The sequence below is a fragment of the Pseudarthrobacter sp. 05T312 genome (assembly GCF_056396685.1).
The window spans coordinates 77,014-92,685 of record NZ_JBFTLY010000015.1 but is presented as its reverse complement, the minus strand read 5'-3'; the positions used below and the strand labels follow the sequence as shown (position 1 = coordinate 92,685).

Below are 15,672 nucleotides of genomic sequence, written 5' to 3'. Positions count from 1 at the left end.
GGACGCTAAAGTCATGGCATGACCACTGCTGCTCTACGGCCTGTCTACTTTCTCTCGGACAGCACCGGCATCACCGCGGAAACCTTGGGGAATACGCTGCTGACGCAGTTTCCCGTGGACAATTTCGACCGCGTCACCATCCCTTTCATCACCACCGAGGAACAGGCGCGGTCCGTGGTGCGGACCATCGACGGCCTGGCTGCCAGCGGGCCGCAGCCGCTGGTCTTTTCCACCGCCGTCAGCAGCGAGATCAGGCAAATCCTGGCTGGCTGCAAGGGTGTGATCGTGGACCTGATCGGCACGCATGTGGGCGTCCTGGAAGAGGCCCTGGGTGCGCCGGCCAGCGGGGAGCCGGGCAGGGCGCACGGCCTGGGGAACGCCGCGCGCTACCAGTCCCGGATGGCGGCGGTGGAGTATGCCATGGAGCACGACGACGGCCAGAGCCTGCGGGCGCTGGAAAAGGCCCAGGTGATTTTGGTGGCCCCGTCCCGGTGCGGAAAGACGCCCACCACCATGTACCTGGCGCTGCAGCACGGGATCTTCGCCGCGAACTTCCCGCTGGTGGACGAAGACTTCCAGCGCGACGGTCTGCCCAAGCCGCTGCAGCCGTTCGTGTCGAAGTGTTTCGGCCTGTCCTCCAACCCGCTGAGGCTCAGCCAGATCCGGACCGAGCGGCGGCCCAGTTCGCCCTATGCATCGCTGCGGCAATGCGGTTTTGAGCTGCGCAGCGCCGAGCAACTGTATGTCTCCCACCGGATTCCGTACCTCAACTCCGCCACCGTATCCGTCGAGGAAATGGCAGCCACCATCCTGCAACGGATGAACCTGAAGCACTGACGAAAATATTCACAAACGTGGTGTGTCGCACATCATGTGGAAACTAAGCGGCAGACCTGAAACTGTGGACAGGGTTTTTCTTCCGGCCGGCACTACCGTGGGTGGCCGGCCCTGCCTACGCCACCCCACTGCAAAGGAGCAGCAATCATGACGACAGACGTTCTGTGGTTCTCTGAACTTGGACTCAAGGACCTGGACAAGGTGGGCGGCAAGAACGCCTCCCTGGGCGAGATGGTCCAGAACCTGACCTCCGCCGGCGTCCAGGTTCCGGACGGGTTCGCAACCACCGCGGACGCGTACCGCAGGTTCCTCTCCGATTCCGGCCTGGACCAGAAGATTGCCGACCGCCTGGTGGGGCTGGACACCGATGACGTGACCGCCCTGGCCGCGGCCGGCCAGGAAATCCGCTCACTGGTCCGTGACACGCCCTTCCTGCCGGACTTCGAGGCGCAGGTCCGCGAGGCCTACCAGCAGCTGGTGGACAAGCACGCCGGCTCCGCCGACCTGTCCTGGGCCGTCCGGTCCAGCGCCACCGCGGAGGACCTCCCCGATGCCTCCTTCGCCGGGCAGCAGGAAACCTTCCTGAACGTCCGCGGAATCGGTAACATCCTGCAGGCCATCAAGGACGTCTTCGCCTCGCTCTACAACGACCGCGCCATCGCCTACCGCGTGCACCACAAGTTCGAGCACGCTGAGGTGGCGCTCTCCGCCGGCATCCAGCGCATGGTGCGTTCCGACGTCGGCGCTTCCGGCGTCATGTTCACCATGGACACCGAGTCCGGCTTCCAGGACGCCGTGTTCGTTACCTCCTCCTACGGGCTGGGCGAAGCCGTGGTGCAGGGTGCCGTGAACCCGGATGAGTTCTACGTGTACAAGCCCGCCCTGGAGGCCGGCCGCCCGGCGATCCTCAAGCGCGGCCTGGGCGAGAAGGCCCTGCAGATGACGTACACCAACAGCAGCGAGATCGGCCGCACCATCGATTTCGTGCCGGTGGAGGACTCCCTGCGTGCGCGCTTCAGCCTGACGGACGACGACGTGGAGCAGCTTGCACGGCACGCCGTCGCCATTGAGAAGCACTACGGCCGTCCCATGGACATTGAGTGGGGCAAGGACGGGACCGACGGCGGCCTCTACATCCTGCAGGCACGCCCGGAAACCGTGCAGTCACGCCGCGCCCCCGGCAGCATGAGCCGGTTCCGCCTGAACGAAAGCGGCTCCGTGCTGGTTGAGGGCCGTGCCATCGGCCAGCGGATCGGCGCCGGCAAGGTCCGTATCCTCACCTCCATCGACCAGATGGCCTCCTTCCAGACCGGCGACGTCCTGGTGGCGGACATGACCGATCCCGACTGGGAACCCATCATGAAGCGGGCCTCCGCGATCGTCACCAACCGCGGCGGACGCACCTGCCACGCAGCCATCATCGCCCGCGAACTCGGGATCCCCGCCGTCGTCGGCACCGGCAACGCAACGGACACCCTGTCCGACGGCCAGGAAGTCACCGTGTCCTGCGCCGACGGCGAGACCGGCACCATCTACCAGGGCCTGCTGGACTTCAGTGTTGAGGAAACCGGCATCACCCAACTGCCCGAGGCGCCGGTGAAGGTCATGATGAACGTGGGCACGCCGGAGCAGGCGTTCACGTTTGCGCAGCTGCCCAACCACGGCGTGGGCCTGGCCCGGCTCGAGTTCATCATCAACCGGCAGATCGGCATCCACCCCAAGGCCCTGCTGAACCTGGACAGCCAGCCCGAGGACGTGGCCGCCGAAATCCGGCAGCGGATCAGCGCCTACGACAGCCCCCGCGAGTACTACATCAAGCGGCTTGCCGAAGGCGTGGCCACCATCGCCGCGGCCTTCGCGCCGGAGCCGGTGATCGTGCGCATGTCCGACTTCAAGTCCAACGAGTACGCCAACCTCATCGGCGGACCGGCGTATGAGCCGCACGAAGAGAACCCGATGATCGGGTTCCGCGGCGCGTCCCGCTACCTGGAGCCGTCCTTCCGGGACTGCTTCGACCTTGAGTGCGAGGCCCTGTCCTTCGTCCGCAACGAAATGGGCCTGACCAACGTCAAGCTGATGATCCCGTTCGTGCGGACCCTGGACGAGGCACAGGGCGTCATCGAACTGCTCGCCGAGAACGGCCTGCGCCGCGGCGAAAACGGCCTCGAAGTGATCATGATGTGCGAGCTGCCCTCCAACGCGCTCCTGGCCGATGAGTTCCTGGAACACTTCGACGGCTTCTCCATCGGCTCCAACGACATGACCCAGCTGACCCTGGGGCTGGACCGCGACTCGGCCATCGTTGCCAACAGCTTCGACGAGCGGGACGCCGCCGTGAAGAAGCTGCTCAGCATGGCCATCAAGGCCTGCCGCGCCCGCGGAAAGTACGTGGGCATCTGCGGCCAGGGCCCCAGCGACCACGCTGACTTCGCCGAGTGGCTGGTGAAGGAGGGCGTCAACTCCGTCTCCCTGAACCCGGACACCGTCGTGGACACCTGGCTCAGGCTCGCCGGCGCGTCGGAGGAAACGCCGAACGTTGCCGCGGCTGCCGGCGTATAGCGCCCAGCCACTTACCCCTGGGCCGGTTCGGGCAGCAGCCCGAGCTGGCCCAGGAGTTCCAGTTGGTCAAAGTAGGCGCGGTGCGAGGTGATTACACCGTCCTCCACCGCAGCGACATCGCAGCTCCTGACCCGGACCTGCCTTCCGGTGGGCGGCAGCGTAACGCCGGCAGGCAGGCCCAGCTGCCCGGTGTTGGTCCCCACCACAAAGCCTTCGGTAATGGCCACGTCCCCGGCCTCATGCGTGGCTGTCCGTTCGTACCTGACGTCAGGCATCGCCTCCCAGAAGTGTGCGTAATAGTCCGCGATCGCCGTCCGTCCGCTGATTCCGGCCTGGTCCGGAGTCCGGATGACCGCGTCCCCGGCGTAGCAGCCGGCCAAGGCGTCCCTGTCCTTTGCGTCCATGGCCGCCATCAGGCGGTCCATGGCATCGCGTGCCTGTCCCATGTTTGCCTCCGCTGAGTGCCGGCGCCGGGCCCGGGTGCCCGGCGTCATAGAAGGAACGTACGACGCCGGAACGCACCGTTGCGATCCCCTCGCCGGGGGTTTCGGGGCACACCGGAACCCCCAAATTGGGGGATTGCCGCGCTGGCCGCCGGGACCATACTGGAGGTATGTGGGAGGAGCGCGCGGAGCGTGCCCGGCGGGAGATCGCGGCCATGGCCGCCGCCGGGATGGACCTGGCCGACCTCTACGCGTCGGCGCTCGCCGTCGTGCAGCGGGAGGTGCCGTTCGAGCAGGGCTGCTGGGCCGGCGTCGACCCCGATTCGATGGCGATGACCTCCATTTCCAACTGGCAGCGGTGGCCGGTGGCCAGCCACCAGTTCGAGGAGTATTTCCTGCGGTTTGCCCAGTCGGAGTACACGGGCCGGGAGCCAAACACGTTCGTGGAGCTCCTGCGGCGTCCACGGCCAGTGGCCAGGATCTCGGACGCGCCGCACCGTGAGGTGGCCGGCAGCGTACGGATCAACGACCTGCTCAGGCCGCTGGGCCTGGAACACGAGCTCCGCGCAGCGTTCCGGGTGGATGAGGCGTGCTGGGGAGTGGGCAGCATCTTCCGGGAGGCGGGCCGGGATTTTTCCGACCGGGAGGTGGAGTTCCTCTCCGCCATCACCGCCACCCTGGCTGCGGCGACCCGCGCCGTGGTCCGCGTGGCGCGGGCCGCCGGACCGGCCGCCGTCGGGCCCGTCATTGTGCTGGCCGGCCTGCACGGCGACCTGCGCGCGGCTACTCCCGCGGCCGCTTCCTGGCTCGCCGCCGTGGAGGACGCGGCGCCGGGCCGGTTCAGCCAGACGCTCTATGCTGTGGTGGCACAGGCCCACGCGGCAGTGTCCGGGACCGCCCGGGCAAGGATGCGGGACGCCGGGAACAACTGGGTGGTGCTGCAGGCCTGCAGGCTGATCACCGGAGATGACCCCGAGCAGATGGTGGTTACCGTGGAACCGGCCACTACCCATGAACTCGCCAGCCTGCTGCTGATGGCGTACGGCGTCACAGCGCGGGAACGCGACGTGTGCCTCGAGGTGCTGACGGGCAGTTCGACGGCGGAAATCGCCCGGCACCTGTTTATTTCACCGCACACCGTCCATGACCACCTCAAATCGGTCTTCGGGAAGGTGGGGGTCGGCAGCCGGGGCGAGCTGGTGGCACGGCTGGTGGCGTAGTTTCCTACGCCGTCCTGCGGGCGGTGGCCGGGAGATGCAGGGCGGGATCGAACCGCTCGAACGACGACGCACCGATCACAAAGATGCCGCGCTGGGGGATCCAGAAGTCACCGAGGCGGGTCTGGACGGTGAGTGGCTGCGGGGTGCCGAGGTCCTCGCCGCCGAGGGTTGCCGTGCTGCGGGAGATGAACCACATCCTCCGGGGTTTGGCCCGGAAACCCTGCTTGTTGGGTACGCTGCCCGCCAGCCCGAGGCGTCCGGCGCTGAGCATGGGGCCGGCGGCGGAGCCCATGGTTTTCAGGAATGCCGCGCTGGACAGGAGCTTGTTGGGCAGGACCGACATGACAGCGCTCATGGCCGCGGTGACGGGCGTTGACACCAGTTCCACGTCCCAGGCGAGGTCCAGGTCCTGGCCGACGGTCACGGTGAAGGACGTGTCGCCGGTCCATTCGACGCTGACGTCGGACTGGACGGCTTCGGTGAGTCCGGCGCTGAAATAGCGGGCGCAGGAAACGTCGGGTGCTGCTGTTGCGTAGATGCTCCAGGAACCGGAGGGCCGGCGCAGCCAGACAGAGGTGTAGCCGGGCCCCACGCTGGTCACGGGGAACCGCCGCATGGCCAGGACGTGGCCGGTGCTAAAGGTCAGGCCCATCACGCCGTATCCGGAGAACCGCTCGTCGTCTCCAGGGGTGAGCGTGGCGTGGTGTTCAGCTTCGAGGGCCCGTGTCCGGATGGTCTTCATGGCTTGCCGCCTCCGCATGGATGTGGGCTGAGTTTACGCCCGGCCCCGCACGGCTTCAACGGCCTGGAGTGCCCTGGCGGAGGCACTCCAGGCCGGCGGCTCACTGAATCGATTGGCGCGTGCCCTCCGGGGTGAGGCGGACTGCGGCCACGGCGGCCGCCAAGACGGCAATCCAGAAAACCCCGATAAGCCAGATGCTTCCGCCGCCGGCCAGGCTCAGGCCCGTGACGATCATGGGCGTAAAGCCTGCCCCCAGCATCGAGGCTCCCTGGTAGGCGAGTGAGGCTCCGGTGTAGCGGTTGCGGGTGGGGAACTGTTCGGCGACGTAGGCGGCGATTGGTCCATAGAGGAACCCTTGGACAAGTCCATTCCCGAGGATTATCGCCACGCCAAAGCCCCAAAGCGTCCCGTTGGTCATCAGGATCAGGACGGGGTAGGCGAGGATGATGCCAAGGACAGAGGCGCCGATAAGAACACGGTTCCGGCCGATCCGGTCGCTCATTCGGGCAGAGTAGAAACAGATGATGAGGGTCAGGACTGCGGCGGCAGCTTTGATGTTCAGTACGCCGTTCTTGTCCGCGCCGTTCCCTACGGCGACGGATACACCCCAGACTGTGGTCATCGCCTGGCAGACATAGAAGGCCGTGGCGGCAGCGAGGCCAAGGACTACCGCGCGGGAGTTGTTGCGCAGGACATCGAACAGCGGCACCCTCCGCTGTTCCCCCTCCAGCTGAAGCCGTTGGAATGCGGGAGTTTCGGACACCTTGAGCCGGATCACGAGCCCGATGACGATGAGCGCAGCACTTAGCAGGAACGGGATGCGCCAACCCCAAACGAGGAAGTCCTTACCGGACACGGCCGCGAACAATGAGAGTGCAAGCGTGCCAAGAATCGCACCGGCGGGGCCGCCCGCGTTAGCGAATGCCGCCGCGAATCCCCGGTGCTTGGCCGGGGCGTGCTCAATCGCCATGAGGGCGGCACCTCCCCATTCGCCGCCGACAGCGATGCCCTGGATCAAGCGCAGGAGCACCAGGGCGACCGGGCCTGCCAGGCCGGCCTGCTCCGCCGTCGGGAGGAGGCCGATCGCGACGGTGCCGAAGCCCATGATCAGCATCGAGATCACCAGCATTTTCTTGCGCCCGAGCAGGTCACCGAAGTGACCGAATACAACGCCGCCGAGTGGCCGCGCCAGGTAACCCACCGCGAGCGTTGCGAACGAAGCGAAGAGCGCAAAGCCCGGGCCCAGGTCAGCAAAGAACACCTTGTCGAACACCAGCGACGCTGCCGTCGCATAGAGCATGAAGTCGTAGTACTCGATCGCGCTGCCGATGAAGGACGATCCGAGGATGCGGCGCATGTCCCTTGTATTGAGCGAGACGTCCTGCGTGCCGTTGATGAGCGGGGTTGTTGAGGCCATGTCTGTTCCTGACGTCTAGTTCTCAGCGCTGGGGCGGAGAGGGATGGTGTCGAGGTCGGTGGGCAGGATGAAGCGGCCGGAGAAGTGTTCGGCTGCCTCCAGCCATACCCGATGGGGTGCGTGGCCGGGGACGAGGTGGTGCAGGGCAAGTTGGCCGGCGCCGGCGGCCTCCGCAGCCTTGGCGGCGTCACGCACGCTCGTATGTGATTTGTAGTGGTGGTCGCGGGCAGCACGCGAGGCGCTGTCTGTCTTGTCGCCGTACAGTTGCTCGACCCAGTCGAAGTCGATTGCCTCGTGCAGCAGAAGATCGGTGTCCTGTGCAAGGGTGACCAGATTCTGCGTGAAACATGTATCGCCGGAAATGGTCACCGAACCTTCTGCGGTGTCGAACCGGAACGCGAACGCGGGAGCAACGGGTGGGTGCTCCACGAGGATGGCGGTCACGGTCACGAGTTCGTCGCGGTAGACCTCGAAGGGGTCCATCTGCGGGCACGGGTTGGTGTTGGGGTGGTATCCGGTCCCGTCCGGAATACGGATGTCCTCGGCCTGGAAGACGTCGAGGGGGCTGGGCTTGAGGCTGTCGAGGATGCGGTCGTTGAGGTCCGTTGCGTGTGCAGCCATCAGCATTTTGAACATGTCCCGGGTGCCCGGGGTGGGATTTGAGGGGGCGAGGGGCGCGGGGGCGACGGCGGCACGCGGGGACACCGGGGGCAGCGCGCCGCGGTCTCCGGGGCCGATGATGCGCACGGGGTCACTGGTGCGGTGCTGGAGGGCGTAAAGGCCGAAGATGCCCAGGCCTGCGAGGTCATAGACATGGTCGGAGTGGAGGTGGGTGATAAACAGGGCCCGCAGGTCTTTCAGGTCCAGGCCGGCCTGCGCGAGCCGCCTGCCCGCTCCCTGGCCGCAGTCGACAAGGTAGAACGCGTCGCCGACCACGACGGCGGTGGCGATCCCTGTCCGTTCGCCGGAGTCAGCCGCGGCCCACCAACGGGGACCTCCGGCAGTGCCGAGCGTGATGACAAAGGGTGGGGTTGCCATATGAATCTCCTTTGGTTCGAGGCTGGTTTCAAGTGTGGTCTGGCACACTTCATTTGTATAATCAATCAATTTGAGAACTATGATCAGGAAAACTTATGCCAGCCGAATTCACACTGCGCCAGCTCCAATACTTCGTTGCGGTGCTCGATGCGGGATCCGTTACCGACGCGGCCAGGAACAGCAACATCACCCAGGCCGCAGCGTCGATGGCCATCGCGCAGTTGGAACGTGCCCTCGGTGTTGAACTCCTGCTGAGGACCCGCTCCAAGCGCGTTGTGCCAACTGCTGCCGGCGAAGCGCTCGGTGCCCGGGCCCGGCGGGTCCTGGGGGAGGCGGCCGAAATTCCGGATGCCGTCCGTTCTGGCTGGGAGGAACCCCGTGGACGGGTGTCGATTGGATGCATGGTGGCAATCAGCCCCCGGCTGATGCCGCGGCTTCTGGCCGAAGTGGGTCGGCGGTGGCCCGACATCGAAGTGGACTTCACCGAAGGCGCCGCAGAAGAACTGCAGCAGGCCGCGGCGGGTGGTTCCCTGGACGCGGCTTTTGTTTACTCGCTCCAGGCTGTTGCCGGCGTGGACCTCATACCCATTGCCAAGTCCCGATTGCATTTCTTGCTTGCCGCCAACCACCCCTTTGCGGCCCGCCAGTCGTTGCACTTCGCGGATCTCGCGGACCAGGACGCTGTCCTGTTGAATGTGCCGCCCAGCGCCGAGCGCCTGATGGCAATGTTCCAGTCCGCCGGTGTCGAGCCGCGCGTCCGGTGGAGGAGCGCGGTGTCTGAGACGATCCGCGGCATCGTTGCAAGCGGTCAGGCCTACAGCATCAGCAACGTGTGGCCTGGCATGGAACACCTCTACCCGGAGTTCGGCGTTTCCGTGGTTCCGGTAGCGGACGACGTGCCCTCCAACGGCGTGGTGGCAGCCGTCCCGCCCGGTGGACGCCGTCCGCGCCGCGTTGACGTGGTCCTCGAGGTGGCAAAGGAGATCGCCAGTGCTGCGCCCACCGACTGGTGATCGCCCAGGGTCCGGCGGTTAGTCCGCCAGGATCTGTTCGCGCAGGATGTCCGCGTGGCCGCAGTGCTGCGCCAGTTCGCGCAGCATGTGCAGGTACAGCCAGCGCAGCGGGACGGGTCCGCGCCGGTTCCCGGTCACCACGTCATCCAGGCCAAGGGGAGCGGCAGCGGCACGGGACGCGGCGCAGGCATCCCGGTGGGCTGCCCGGACTGAGCCGATGGTGTCGCCGTCGTCCAGGATGAATGACTCGTCCGGCGTGGCGGGAATGCCGATCTCGCGGCGCGGGCGTCCCGTGAAGGCCTCATCGAACCAGACCTTTTCCACGAAGGTGGCATGCTTCACCAGGCCCAGCAGGGTGGTGCGGGACGGGACCAGCCGGCGCCGTGCCTGCTCCTCGGTCAGTCCGTCCAGGCACGCGTCCAGCGCGGCCCGGTGCTCGTCCAGGAAGAACTCGAACTGGACGCGCTCAGGCTCGTTGATGACGTCGTCCATGGAGTGGGAGTGGGAGACCATACGCAGACCCTAGCAAGCGGACCGTCACCCCCGCCGTCGTGATTGTCGGGACTCTGCCATCGTGCAGGCGACCGACTAGCCTGCACGCTAGTTATGCCTCGCCCATAGCTGCAGCCACAGGAGCAGCCGCGTCTCGGGATCGTCAAGGTCAATGCCGAAGAGCGTCTTCACCCTGGACAACCGGTAGCGGACTGTGTTGACGTGCACCTTCAGTGCACTGGCCGTTTCCATGGCGTTGCCGCCGCAGCTCAGGTACGCCCGGATGGTCTCCTCAAAGGATTTCCTGTGCTGTTCGTCGTAGTCTGCGATCCTCGTGGCGTGCAATCCGGGGAGCTGCCCGGCCGCGGTCAACGACGACACAATTCGGCGCAGCTGCAGGCGCGAGCCCAGCGATTCATCGTCGGCCACCACTTGGTCCGAGTCTTGGTCGATCTGTCCTTCCGTGACGGTGCGGATCAATTCGGACAGGACCGTCTCGGCATTGATCCGGGACTCTGCAAGCCGGTTTACAGTAACCGCGGTGCCCAGCGCGGCCAGGACGGGGCGGCCGAGGGCCCGTCGCGCATTCCTGACAATTGCCAGGATGGCGCCGCGCTGGAAATGCCAGTCCGAATCGTTTGACTGTGGCAGTACGACATACACAATGTTGTCTGAAAGTCCGCAGACCGCAGAGGGCAGCCGTATCGCACAGGCGGTTCGGATGGTGTCGAAGAGGCGGAGGCGTGACTGCAGGGTTTGGGCAGCCACGGCGTCCGGTGGCCACGCCGTGAGCGCCGCCACCCGGATGGCGTCCGCGGAGATACCGAGCCGGATAGCTGCCAGCTCGGCGCGTTTCGGTTCGAACAGCAGGGGCTGGACCATGTCCAGCTGCCGCGTGAGGTTCGAAACATAAGTGGTGCGCTTGTGCAGGATGTGGAGTGCGGCGACGTTCGCCGCTTCCCGCAGGATCCGGTCTGCCTCCTTATTCTGGTGACCGGCCCGTTCCAGGAGCCAGAGAGACCCCAGCACCCCCGCTCCCGCGCGGATGGATATGGCGGTGCGGCGCAATTCCGGGTCTTCCGTCTTCACGTCCACTACATCGGATGCAGCATGGACGCGCCGGTAGTCCTTGTCTGTCTCCGCCGACCGCGGTACCTGCAGGCGCAGGATGGAACTGCGCCGGGTCTCATCAATGGGCTGGTCCGGGAGCGTTGAGTAGGCAAGGATGGTTTGATCGGGATCAACAATCGCCACGGCGCCCCCGGCCTGCGCGGCCACTGTGTTGGCGAGGTCGAACAGGTCGCCGGGGCGGATGTCCACCAGCGTGCGTCCCGACTGGCGGTGCGGTATGACGGCCGCATCCATGATCTCTGCCAACTGGTTCCACGGCACTGAGTCCGAGGCGCGAAAGAGCGCCATTCCTGTTTCGCGGGCGGCCGCCCGGAGCGCGGTGTCCGGTTTTCCATTGGTCTTGTAGACGATTCCCACATAGCCGGCATCCGCGAGGTCCTGGACCTTGGCCCGCAGACGCTTCCCGGACAAGGAGAGGCCGACGGCCAGGGCAACGGCACCGGGATACTTGGCAGGCGGCGCCATGGAGTCGTACAGGACCGAGCCAGCCACCGCCTGCTGGCCATTGGCAGGCATCTCGACCAGGCTCACGATCTCCGAACCCGTGGAGTGTGCCACATCCAAGAGGGTGGGCAGGGAGAGGGGCTCGACGGCGGTCACCCCGGCAGCGCCGAAATCGGCACTTTGGTAGTTTGCGCTAATTCGGAACCTCCTGACTTATGGGTTTCTCCATAGTCGCACAGCCCGCGGCTTCCTACGCTGAAGTCAACGAAGCAAAAGTATGCAGGGGAAGGCCGGCATTGAAGATCAGCGAAGCCAAGGAGCTCATCCAGGTCAAAGCACCCGTATTCTCCCGGCAGCGCCGTGTGCTGGCCAACGCGTACAACGTGGAGGAATACCGGAAGTCCGCGCGCAAAGTCCTGCCCGCAGGAATCTTCGACTACCTCGACGGCGGGTCAGAGGACGAGGTGACGCTACGCCGCAATCGGGCTGTCTTCGACTCCTGGGCCCTCATGCCCAGCTGGGGGCCCGTCGATGGACCTGATGCCAGCACAGTCCTGCTTGGCAGGACCAGCGCCCTGCCATTGACACTGACCCCTACCGGCGCCACCCGGTTGTTCCACCCCGAGGGGGAGGTAGCCGTCGCGGCGGCAGCCGACCGCGCCCGCGTCCCTTATGGACTTGCAGGGCTAAGCACAGTGGCTATGGAGACCATTGCCCGGAGCCACCCAGGCCTGGACCGCTGGTTCAACTTCGGGCTCGGCTCGGAGCCGAAGGCCGCGAAGGACAAACTGGCACGCTGTCAAGCCGCGGGATTCACCACACTGATTGTCGGCGTCGACACCCGTGCGCTCGGCGCAAGGGAACGCGACCTCCACAACGGCTTTACCGCTCCGCCCGCCTTGACGCTTTCGACTATCGCTGACATTGCCCGCCGCCCATCATGGTGGGTCAACTTCCTGAAGTCGGAGGGCATCAGCTTCCCCAACCTGGATCCACACAATGCCGCTGCCACCTCGATGGTCACCCCCTCCATGTGGCAGCACATCCTGGGCCATTCGGACGCATCCAGCGGCTGGAAGGAACTCGAAGCACTGCGTCAGGCCTGGCAGGGCAAGATCGTACTCAAAGGCTGCGTCAACCCATCCGATGTCGACAAGGCAGCCCGGATCGGGCTGGACGCCGTGCAGTTGAGCAACCACGGCGGTCGCCAGCTGGACCACATGCTGAGTCCCATGGACGTCCTCCAGGAATCGCGGCAGCGGGTAGGTGACTCGCTGGAGATCTACGTGGACTCCGGAATCCGGCGGGGCAGCGACATCCTCAAGGCGCTGGCGCTCGGAGCAGACGCCTGCTCCATCGGCCGGGCCTACCTCTACGGTCTGGTCGCTGCCGGATCTCCTGGCGTAGGCCGCATCATTGACATCCTCGCGGACGAACTCAGGCGTACCATGACGCTGGTAGGTGTTTCCAGCGTCCCTGAGCTGAAAGCCAGGGGTGGGGAGATCCTCAGGGACCTCCGTTCTTCCGGCGAAATTCTTGAGACAACGAAGTCAGGCAACAACTAAAGAAGATCCCTGAAAGCTAAGGAAGCCATGCGCACCAGATACGTACTCCCCGTCCTTGCCGTAGCCTCGGCACTCGCGCTCTCCGGATGCGTGGACAACAGCCAGCCGGCCGCCACCGGGCCCGCCTCGGCGAGCGGCACCGCCGCCGCCGTCGACGTCAAAAAGAACGACTCCATCGCGGCGTCCCTGCCGGACAAAATCAAGAGTGCCGGGGTCCTGAACGTCGGCATGGCCAACAACTACCCGCCCAACGAGTTCAAGGATGACAACGGGGCGCCGGCAGGCTGGTCCGTTGACCTCACGAATGCACTGGGCAAGGTGATGGGCCTGAAGGTCAACTTCGATATCGGCACCTTCGACAACATCCTGCCCGCGGTGCGTGCAGGCAAGGACGACATGGGCATGTCCTCGTTCACGGACACCAAAGAACGGGAGAAGCAGGTGGACTTCCTCAATTACTACTCCGCCGGCATCCAGTGGGCAGCCCCGAAGGGTAAGACCGTGGACCCTAACAACGCCTGCGGACTGAAGGTGGCTGTCCAGGCAACCACTTATGAGGACACCGACGAAGTGCCCAAGAAGTCAAAAGCCTGCACCGACGCAGGCAAGCCTGCAATCCAGATCTTCAAGTTCGACGCGCAGGACCAGGCGACCAATGCACTGGCGGTGGGGCAGGTGGATGCCATGAGCGCTGACTCGCCCGTCACCCTCTATGCGATCTCCAAGACCAAGGACAAGCTGCAGACCGCCGGCGACGCATTTGAGGTGGCTCCTTACGGCATCCCCGTCGCCAGGGGCAGCGACTTCACTCCGGTCCTCCAGAAGGCGCTCCAGTCGCTGATCGACGACGGCACCTACACCAAGATCCTGTCCAAGTGGGGAGTGGAAGCCGGTGGAGTAAAGACGGCTGCACTCAACGTGGCATCCAAGGGGTAGCAGAACATGAGCAGGGCGGAATCCGACGGAATGATTGAGGCGGGCCACGGCAGAGGCCCGCGCAGCGGCAGCGGGCGCGCCGCGGACGATGCTCCGCCCGAGGCCATCGTCGCGATTCCGCTCCGCCACCCCTGGCGGATCTTGATTGCCGTTGTCCTGGTGCTCGGGCTGGCGGTGTTTGTGCTGGACGCCGCACAGCGCCCGGACTACGGCTGGCCGGAGGTGGGCAAATACATCTTTGACCGCCGGATCAGCCAGGCAGCGTGGGTGACATTGTCGCTGACCATCTACGCCATGATCGGCGCGATCGTCATCGGCCTGGTGCTGGCCATTATGCGCCTGTCGCCCAATCCGGTGCTGAAGAACATCGCCTGGCTGTACATCTGGATCTTCCGGGGAACCCCCGTGTACGTGCAGCTGGTCTTCTGGGGCCTGGTGTCCCTGATCTATCCGGTGTTCACGCTGGGCATCCCGTTCATGCAGCCGTGGGTGACGATCCCCAATTCGATCTTCACCAACCTCTTTATCACCGCCGTGATCGGGCTGGGCCTGAACGAGGCCGCCTACATGTCCGAGATCGTACGCGCCGGGCTGCTCTCCGTGGACCGGGGCCAGGAGGAGGCCGCCACGGCACTGGCCCTGTCCTGGGGCCAGACCATGCGGTTCGTGGTGGTGCCGCAGGCCATGAAGATCATCATTCCGCCCACGGGCAACGAGGTGATCTCGATGCTGAAGACCACCTCGCTGGTGGCGGCGATCCCGTTGAGCATCGACCTGTACGGCGTGTCCCGCGGCATTTCGGCGGTGACATTCACTCCCGTTCCGCTGCTGATCGTGGCGTCCCTGTGGTACCTGCTCTTCACCTCGGTCCTGATGGTGGGCCAGCACTTCATTGAAAAGCGGTTCTCCCGCGGCACCGGCCGTGCGGATTCGGGCAGGCAATCGCCGACGTCGGACACGGCAGCGCCGGCAGGCCCGGCGGCCCCCGGGGCAGTGCTTCCGGGAGAAACAGGCGCGCCGCTTGGCAATGACTTTGGAGGTAAGGGATGACGGGCGTGCCGATGGTGCTTGCCGAGAAGGTTTCCAAGAATTTCGGTACCAACAAGGTCCTGCGGGGTATCAGCCTGGAAGTGGGCCGCGGACAGGTGCTGTGCATTGTGGGGCCGAGCGGATCGGGTAAGTCGACGTTCCTGCGCTGCATTAACCATCTGGAAAGGGTGGACGGCGGCCGGCTTTCGATCGACGGCGAGCTGGTGGGCTACCGCCAGAAGGGCGGCAAGCTATACGAGCTCAAGCTCTCGGAAGCGGCCTTTCAACGCCGTGAAATCGGGATGGTGTTCCAGCGTTTCAATCTCTTTCCCCACCTGACGGCCCTGGAGAACATAACTTTGGCCCCCATCCGGGTGAAAGGCCTCTCCAAGGCCAAAGCCACCGCCCGGGCAAAGGAGCTTCTGGAGCGTGTGGGGCTGGGGGACAAGGGGGACGCCTACCCGGCCCACCTGTCCGGCGGGCAGCAGCAACGCGTGGCCATCGCCCGTGCCCTTGCCATGGACCCCAAGCTGATGCTCTTTGACGAGCCCACGAGTGCCCTCGATCCGGAGCTGGTGGGGGAGGTGCTCGAGGTCATGAAGGAACTGGCCAGGAGCGGCATGACCATGGTGGTGGTGACCCACGAGATGGGGTTCGCCCGTGAGGTCGCGGACACGCTGGTCTTCATGGATGAAGGCGTGGTGGTGGAGGCCGGGCCGCCAAGGGCGGTTCTCAGCAATCCCCAACACGGGCGGACCAAGGAGTTCCTGTCCAAGGTTCTGTAGCTTCTCCGTCATCACCGGGCG

General features: G+C 65.4%; 14 protein-coding genes. 8 read left to right on the top strand and 6 right to left on the bottom strand.

All coding sequences use genetic code 11. The annotated features are described in order from the left end of the window. The first annotated feature begins 18 nt into the window (after window positions 1-18). Window positions 19-837, top strand: coding sequence for a pyruvate, phosphate dikinase/phosphoenolpyruvate synthase regulator (locus tag AC1DIP_RS16875; RefSeq protein WP_476209635.1), 819 nt, complete (start codon window positions 19-21; stop codon window positions 835-837). A gap of 147 nt (window positions 838-984) precedes the next feature. Next, window positions 985-3,396: a phosphoenolpyruvate synthase gene (gene ppsA, locus AC1DIP_RS16870; RefSeq protein WP_476209636.1), complete on the top strand. Its 2,412-nt coding sequence runs from the start codon at window positions 985-987 to the stop codon at window positions 3,394-3,396. An 11-nt stretch (window positions 3,397-3,407) separates the two neighbouring features. Here ppsA and AC1DIP_RS16865 read toward each other — a convergent pair whose 3' ends face one another. Further along, on the bottom strand, window positions 3,408-3,890 hold the full coding sequence (locus AC1DIP_RS16865; protein WP_477734418.1) for a nuclear transport factor 2 family protein: 483 nt from the start codon (window positions 3,888-3,890) through the stop codon (window positions 3,408-3,410). Between the two features lie 119 nt (window positions 3,891-4,009). On the opposite strand from AC1DIP_RS16865, the gene AC1DIP_RS16860 reads away from it, so the two are divergent. Beyond that, on the top strand, window positions 4,010-5,059 hold the full coding sequence (locus AC1DIP_RS16860; protein ID WP_476209639.1) for a LuxR C-terminal-related transcriptional regulator: 1,050 nt from the start codon (window positions 4,010-4,012) through the stop codon (window positions 5,057-5,059). Window positions 5,060-5,063: 4 nt separating this feature from the next. Here AC1DIP_RS16860 and AC1DIP_RS16855 read toward each other — a convergent pair whose 3' ends face one another. From AC1DIP_RS16855 to AC1DIP_RS16845, 3 genes are all read right to left on the bottom strand, one after another. Continuing rightward, window positions 5,064-5,801: a hypothetical protein gene (locus AC1DIP_RS16855; RefSeq protein WP_477734417.1), complete on the bottom strand. Its 738-nt coding sequence runs from the start codon at window positions 5,799-5,801 to the stop codon at window positions 5,064-5,066. A 100-nt stretch (window positions 5,802-5,901) separates the two neighbouring features. Continuing rightward, window positions 5,902-7,218 carry an MFS transporter gene (locus AC1DIP_RS16850; RefSeq protein WP_476209641.1) on the bottom strand — a complete coding sequence of 439 codons (1,317 nt, stop codon included), beginning with the start codon at window positions 7,216-7,218 and terminating at the stop codon, window positions 5,902-5,904. A 15-nt stretch (window positions 7,219-7,233) separates the two neighbouring features. Continuing rightward, window positions 7,234-8,256, bottom strand: a complete 1,023-nt coding sequence (locus AC1DIP_RS16845; RefSeq protein ID WP_477734416.1) for an MBL fold metallo-hydrolase — start codon at window positions 8,254-8,256, stop codon at window positions 7,234-7,236. A gap of 95 nt (window positions 8,257-8,351) precedes the next feature. Between AC1DIP_RS16845 and AC1DIP_RS16840 the strand changes: the two genes are divergently transcribed. Beyond that, complete coding sequence (locus AC1DIP_RS16840; RefSeq protein ID WP_477734415.1) at window positions 8,352-9,269, top strand: LysR family transcriptional regulator; 918 nt, start codon at window positions 8,352-8,354, stop codon at window positions 9,267-9,269. An 18-nt stretch (window positions 9,270-9,287) separates the two neighbouring features. Here AC1DIP_RS16840 and AC1DIP_RS16835 read toward each other — a convergent pair whose 3' ends face one another. Both AC1DIP_RS16835 and AC1DIP_RS16830 read right to left on the bottom strand, forming a co-directional pair. Next, window positions 9,288-9,782: a DinB family protein gene (locus AC1DIP_RS16835; RefSeq protein WP_477734414.1), complete on the bottom strand. Its 495-nt coding sequence runs from the start codon at window positions 9,780-9,782 to the stop codon at window positions 9,288-9,290. 87 nt (window positions 9,783-9,869) lie between these two features. Next, window positions 9,870-11,492 carry a PucR family transcriptional regulator gene (locus AC1DIP_RS16830; protein WP_477734413.1) on the bottom strand — a complete coding sequence of 541 codons (1,623 nt, stop codon included), beginning with the start codon at window positions 11,490-11,492 and terminating at the stop codon, window positions 9,870-9,872. Window positions 11,493-11,632: 140 nt separating this feature from the next. Between AC1DIP_RS16830 and AC1DIP_RS16825 the strand changes: the two genes are divergently transcribed. Genes AC1DIP_RS16825 through AC1DIP_RS16810 form a run of 4 tightly spaced genes read left to right on the top strand, consistent with a single transcriptional unit; the run spans window position 11,633 to window position 15,651 of the window. After that, entirely contained in the window at window positions 11,633-12,901 is a 1,269-nt protein-coding gene (locus tag AC1DIP_RS16825) for an alpha-hydroxy acid oxidase (protein ID WP_477734412.1), read from the top strand. Between the two features lie 27 nt (window positions 12,902-12,928). Beyond that, window positions 12,929-13,837, top strand: coding sequence for an ABC transporter substrate-binding protein (locus tag AC1DIP_RS16820; protein ID WP_477734411.1), 909 nt, complete (start codon window positions 12,929-12,931; stop codon window positions 13,835-13,837). A gap of 6 nt (window positions 13,838-13,843) precedes the next feature. After that, on the top strand, window positions 13,844-14,887 hold the full coding sequence (locus tag AC1DIP_RS16815) for an amino acid ABC transporter permease (protein ID WP_477734410.1): 1,044 nt from the start codon (window positions 13,844-13,846) through the stop codon (window positions 14,885-14,887). Continuing rightward, complete coding sequence (locus AC1DIP_RS16810) at window positions 14,884-15,651, top strand: amino acid ABC transporter ATP-binding protein (RefSeq protein WP_477734409.1); 768 nt, start codon at window positions 14,884-14,886, stop codon at window positions 15,649-15,651. The genes AC1DIP_RS16815 and AC1DIP_RS16810 overlap by 4 nt, the downstream gene beginning before the upstream one ends. Window positions 15,652-15,672 lie beyond the last annotated feature (21 nt).

Excerpts from the sequence above, each read along its gene's own strand:
- AC1DIP_RS16820 (WP_477734411.1), top strand. The coding sequence starts at position 12,929 with ATGCGCACCAGATACGTACTCCCCGTCCTTGCCGTAGCCTCGGCACTC.
- AC1DIP_RS16860 (WP_476209639.1), top strand. The coding sequence starts at position 4,010 with ATGTGGGAGGAGCGCGCGGAGCGTGCCCGGCGGGAGATCGCGGCCATG.
- AC1DIP_RS16865 (WP_477734418.1), bottom strand. The coding sequence starts at position 3,890 with ATGACGCCGGGCACCCGGGCCCGGCGCCGGCACTCAGCGGAGGCAAAC.
- AC1DIP_RS16875 (WP_476209635.1), top strand. The coding sequence starts at position 19 with ATGACCACTGCTGCTCTACGGCCTGTCTACTTTCTCTCGGACAGCACC.
- AC1DIP_RS16855 (WP_477734417.1), bottom strand. The coding sequence starts at position 5,801 with ATGAAGACCATCCGGACACGGGCCCTCGAAGCTGAACACCACGCCACG.
- AC1DIP_RS16835 (WP_477734414.1), bottom strand. The coding sequence starts at position 9,782 with ATGGTCTCCCACTCCCACTCCATGGACGACGTCATCAACGAGCCTGAG.
- AC1DIP_RS16815 (WP_477734410.1), top strand. The coding sequence starts at position 13,844 with ATGAGCAGGGCGGAATCCGACGGAATGATTGAGGCGGGCCACGGCAGA.
- AC1DIP_RS16810 (WP_477734409.1), top strand. The coding sequence starts at position 14,884 with ATGACGGGCGTGCCGATGGTGCTTGCCGAGAAGGTTTCCAAGAATTTC.
- AC1DIP_RS16840 (WP_477734415.1), top strand. The coding sequence starts at position 8,352 with ATGCCAGCCGAATTCACACTGCGCCAGCTCCAATACTTCGTTGCGGTG.
- ppsA (WP_476209636.1), top strand. The coding sequence starts at position 985 with ATGACGACAGACGTTCTGTGGTTCTCTGAACTTGGACTCAAGGACCTG.
- AC1DIP_RS16850 (WP_476209641.1), bottom strand. The coding sequence starts at position 7,218 with ATGGCCTCAACAACCCCGCTCATCAACGGCACGCAGGACGTCTCGCTC.
- AC1DIP_RS16845 (WP_477734416.1), bottom strand. The coding sequence starts at position 8,256 with ATGGCAACCCCACCCTTTGTCATCACGCTCGGCACTGCCGGAGGTCCC.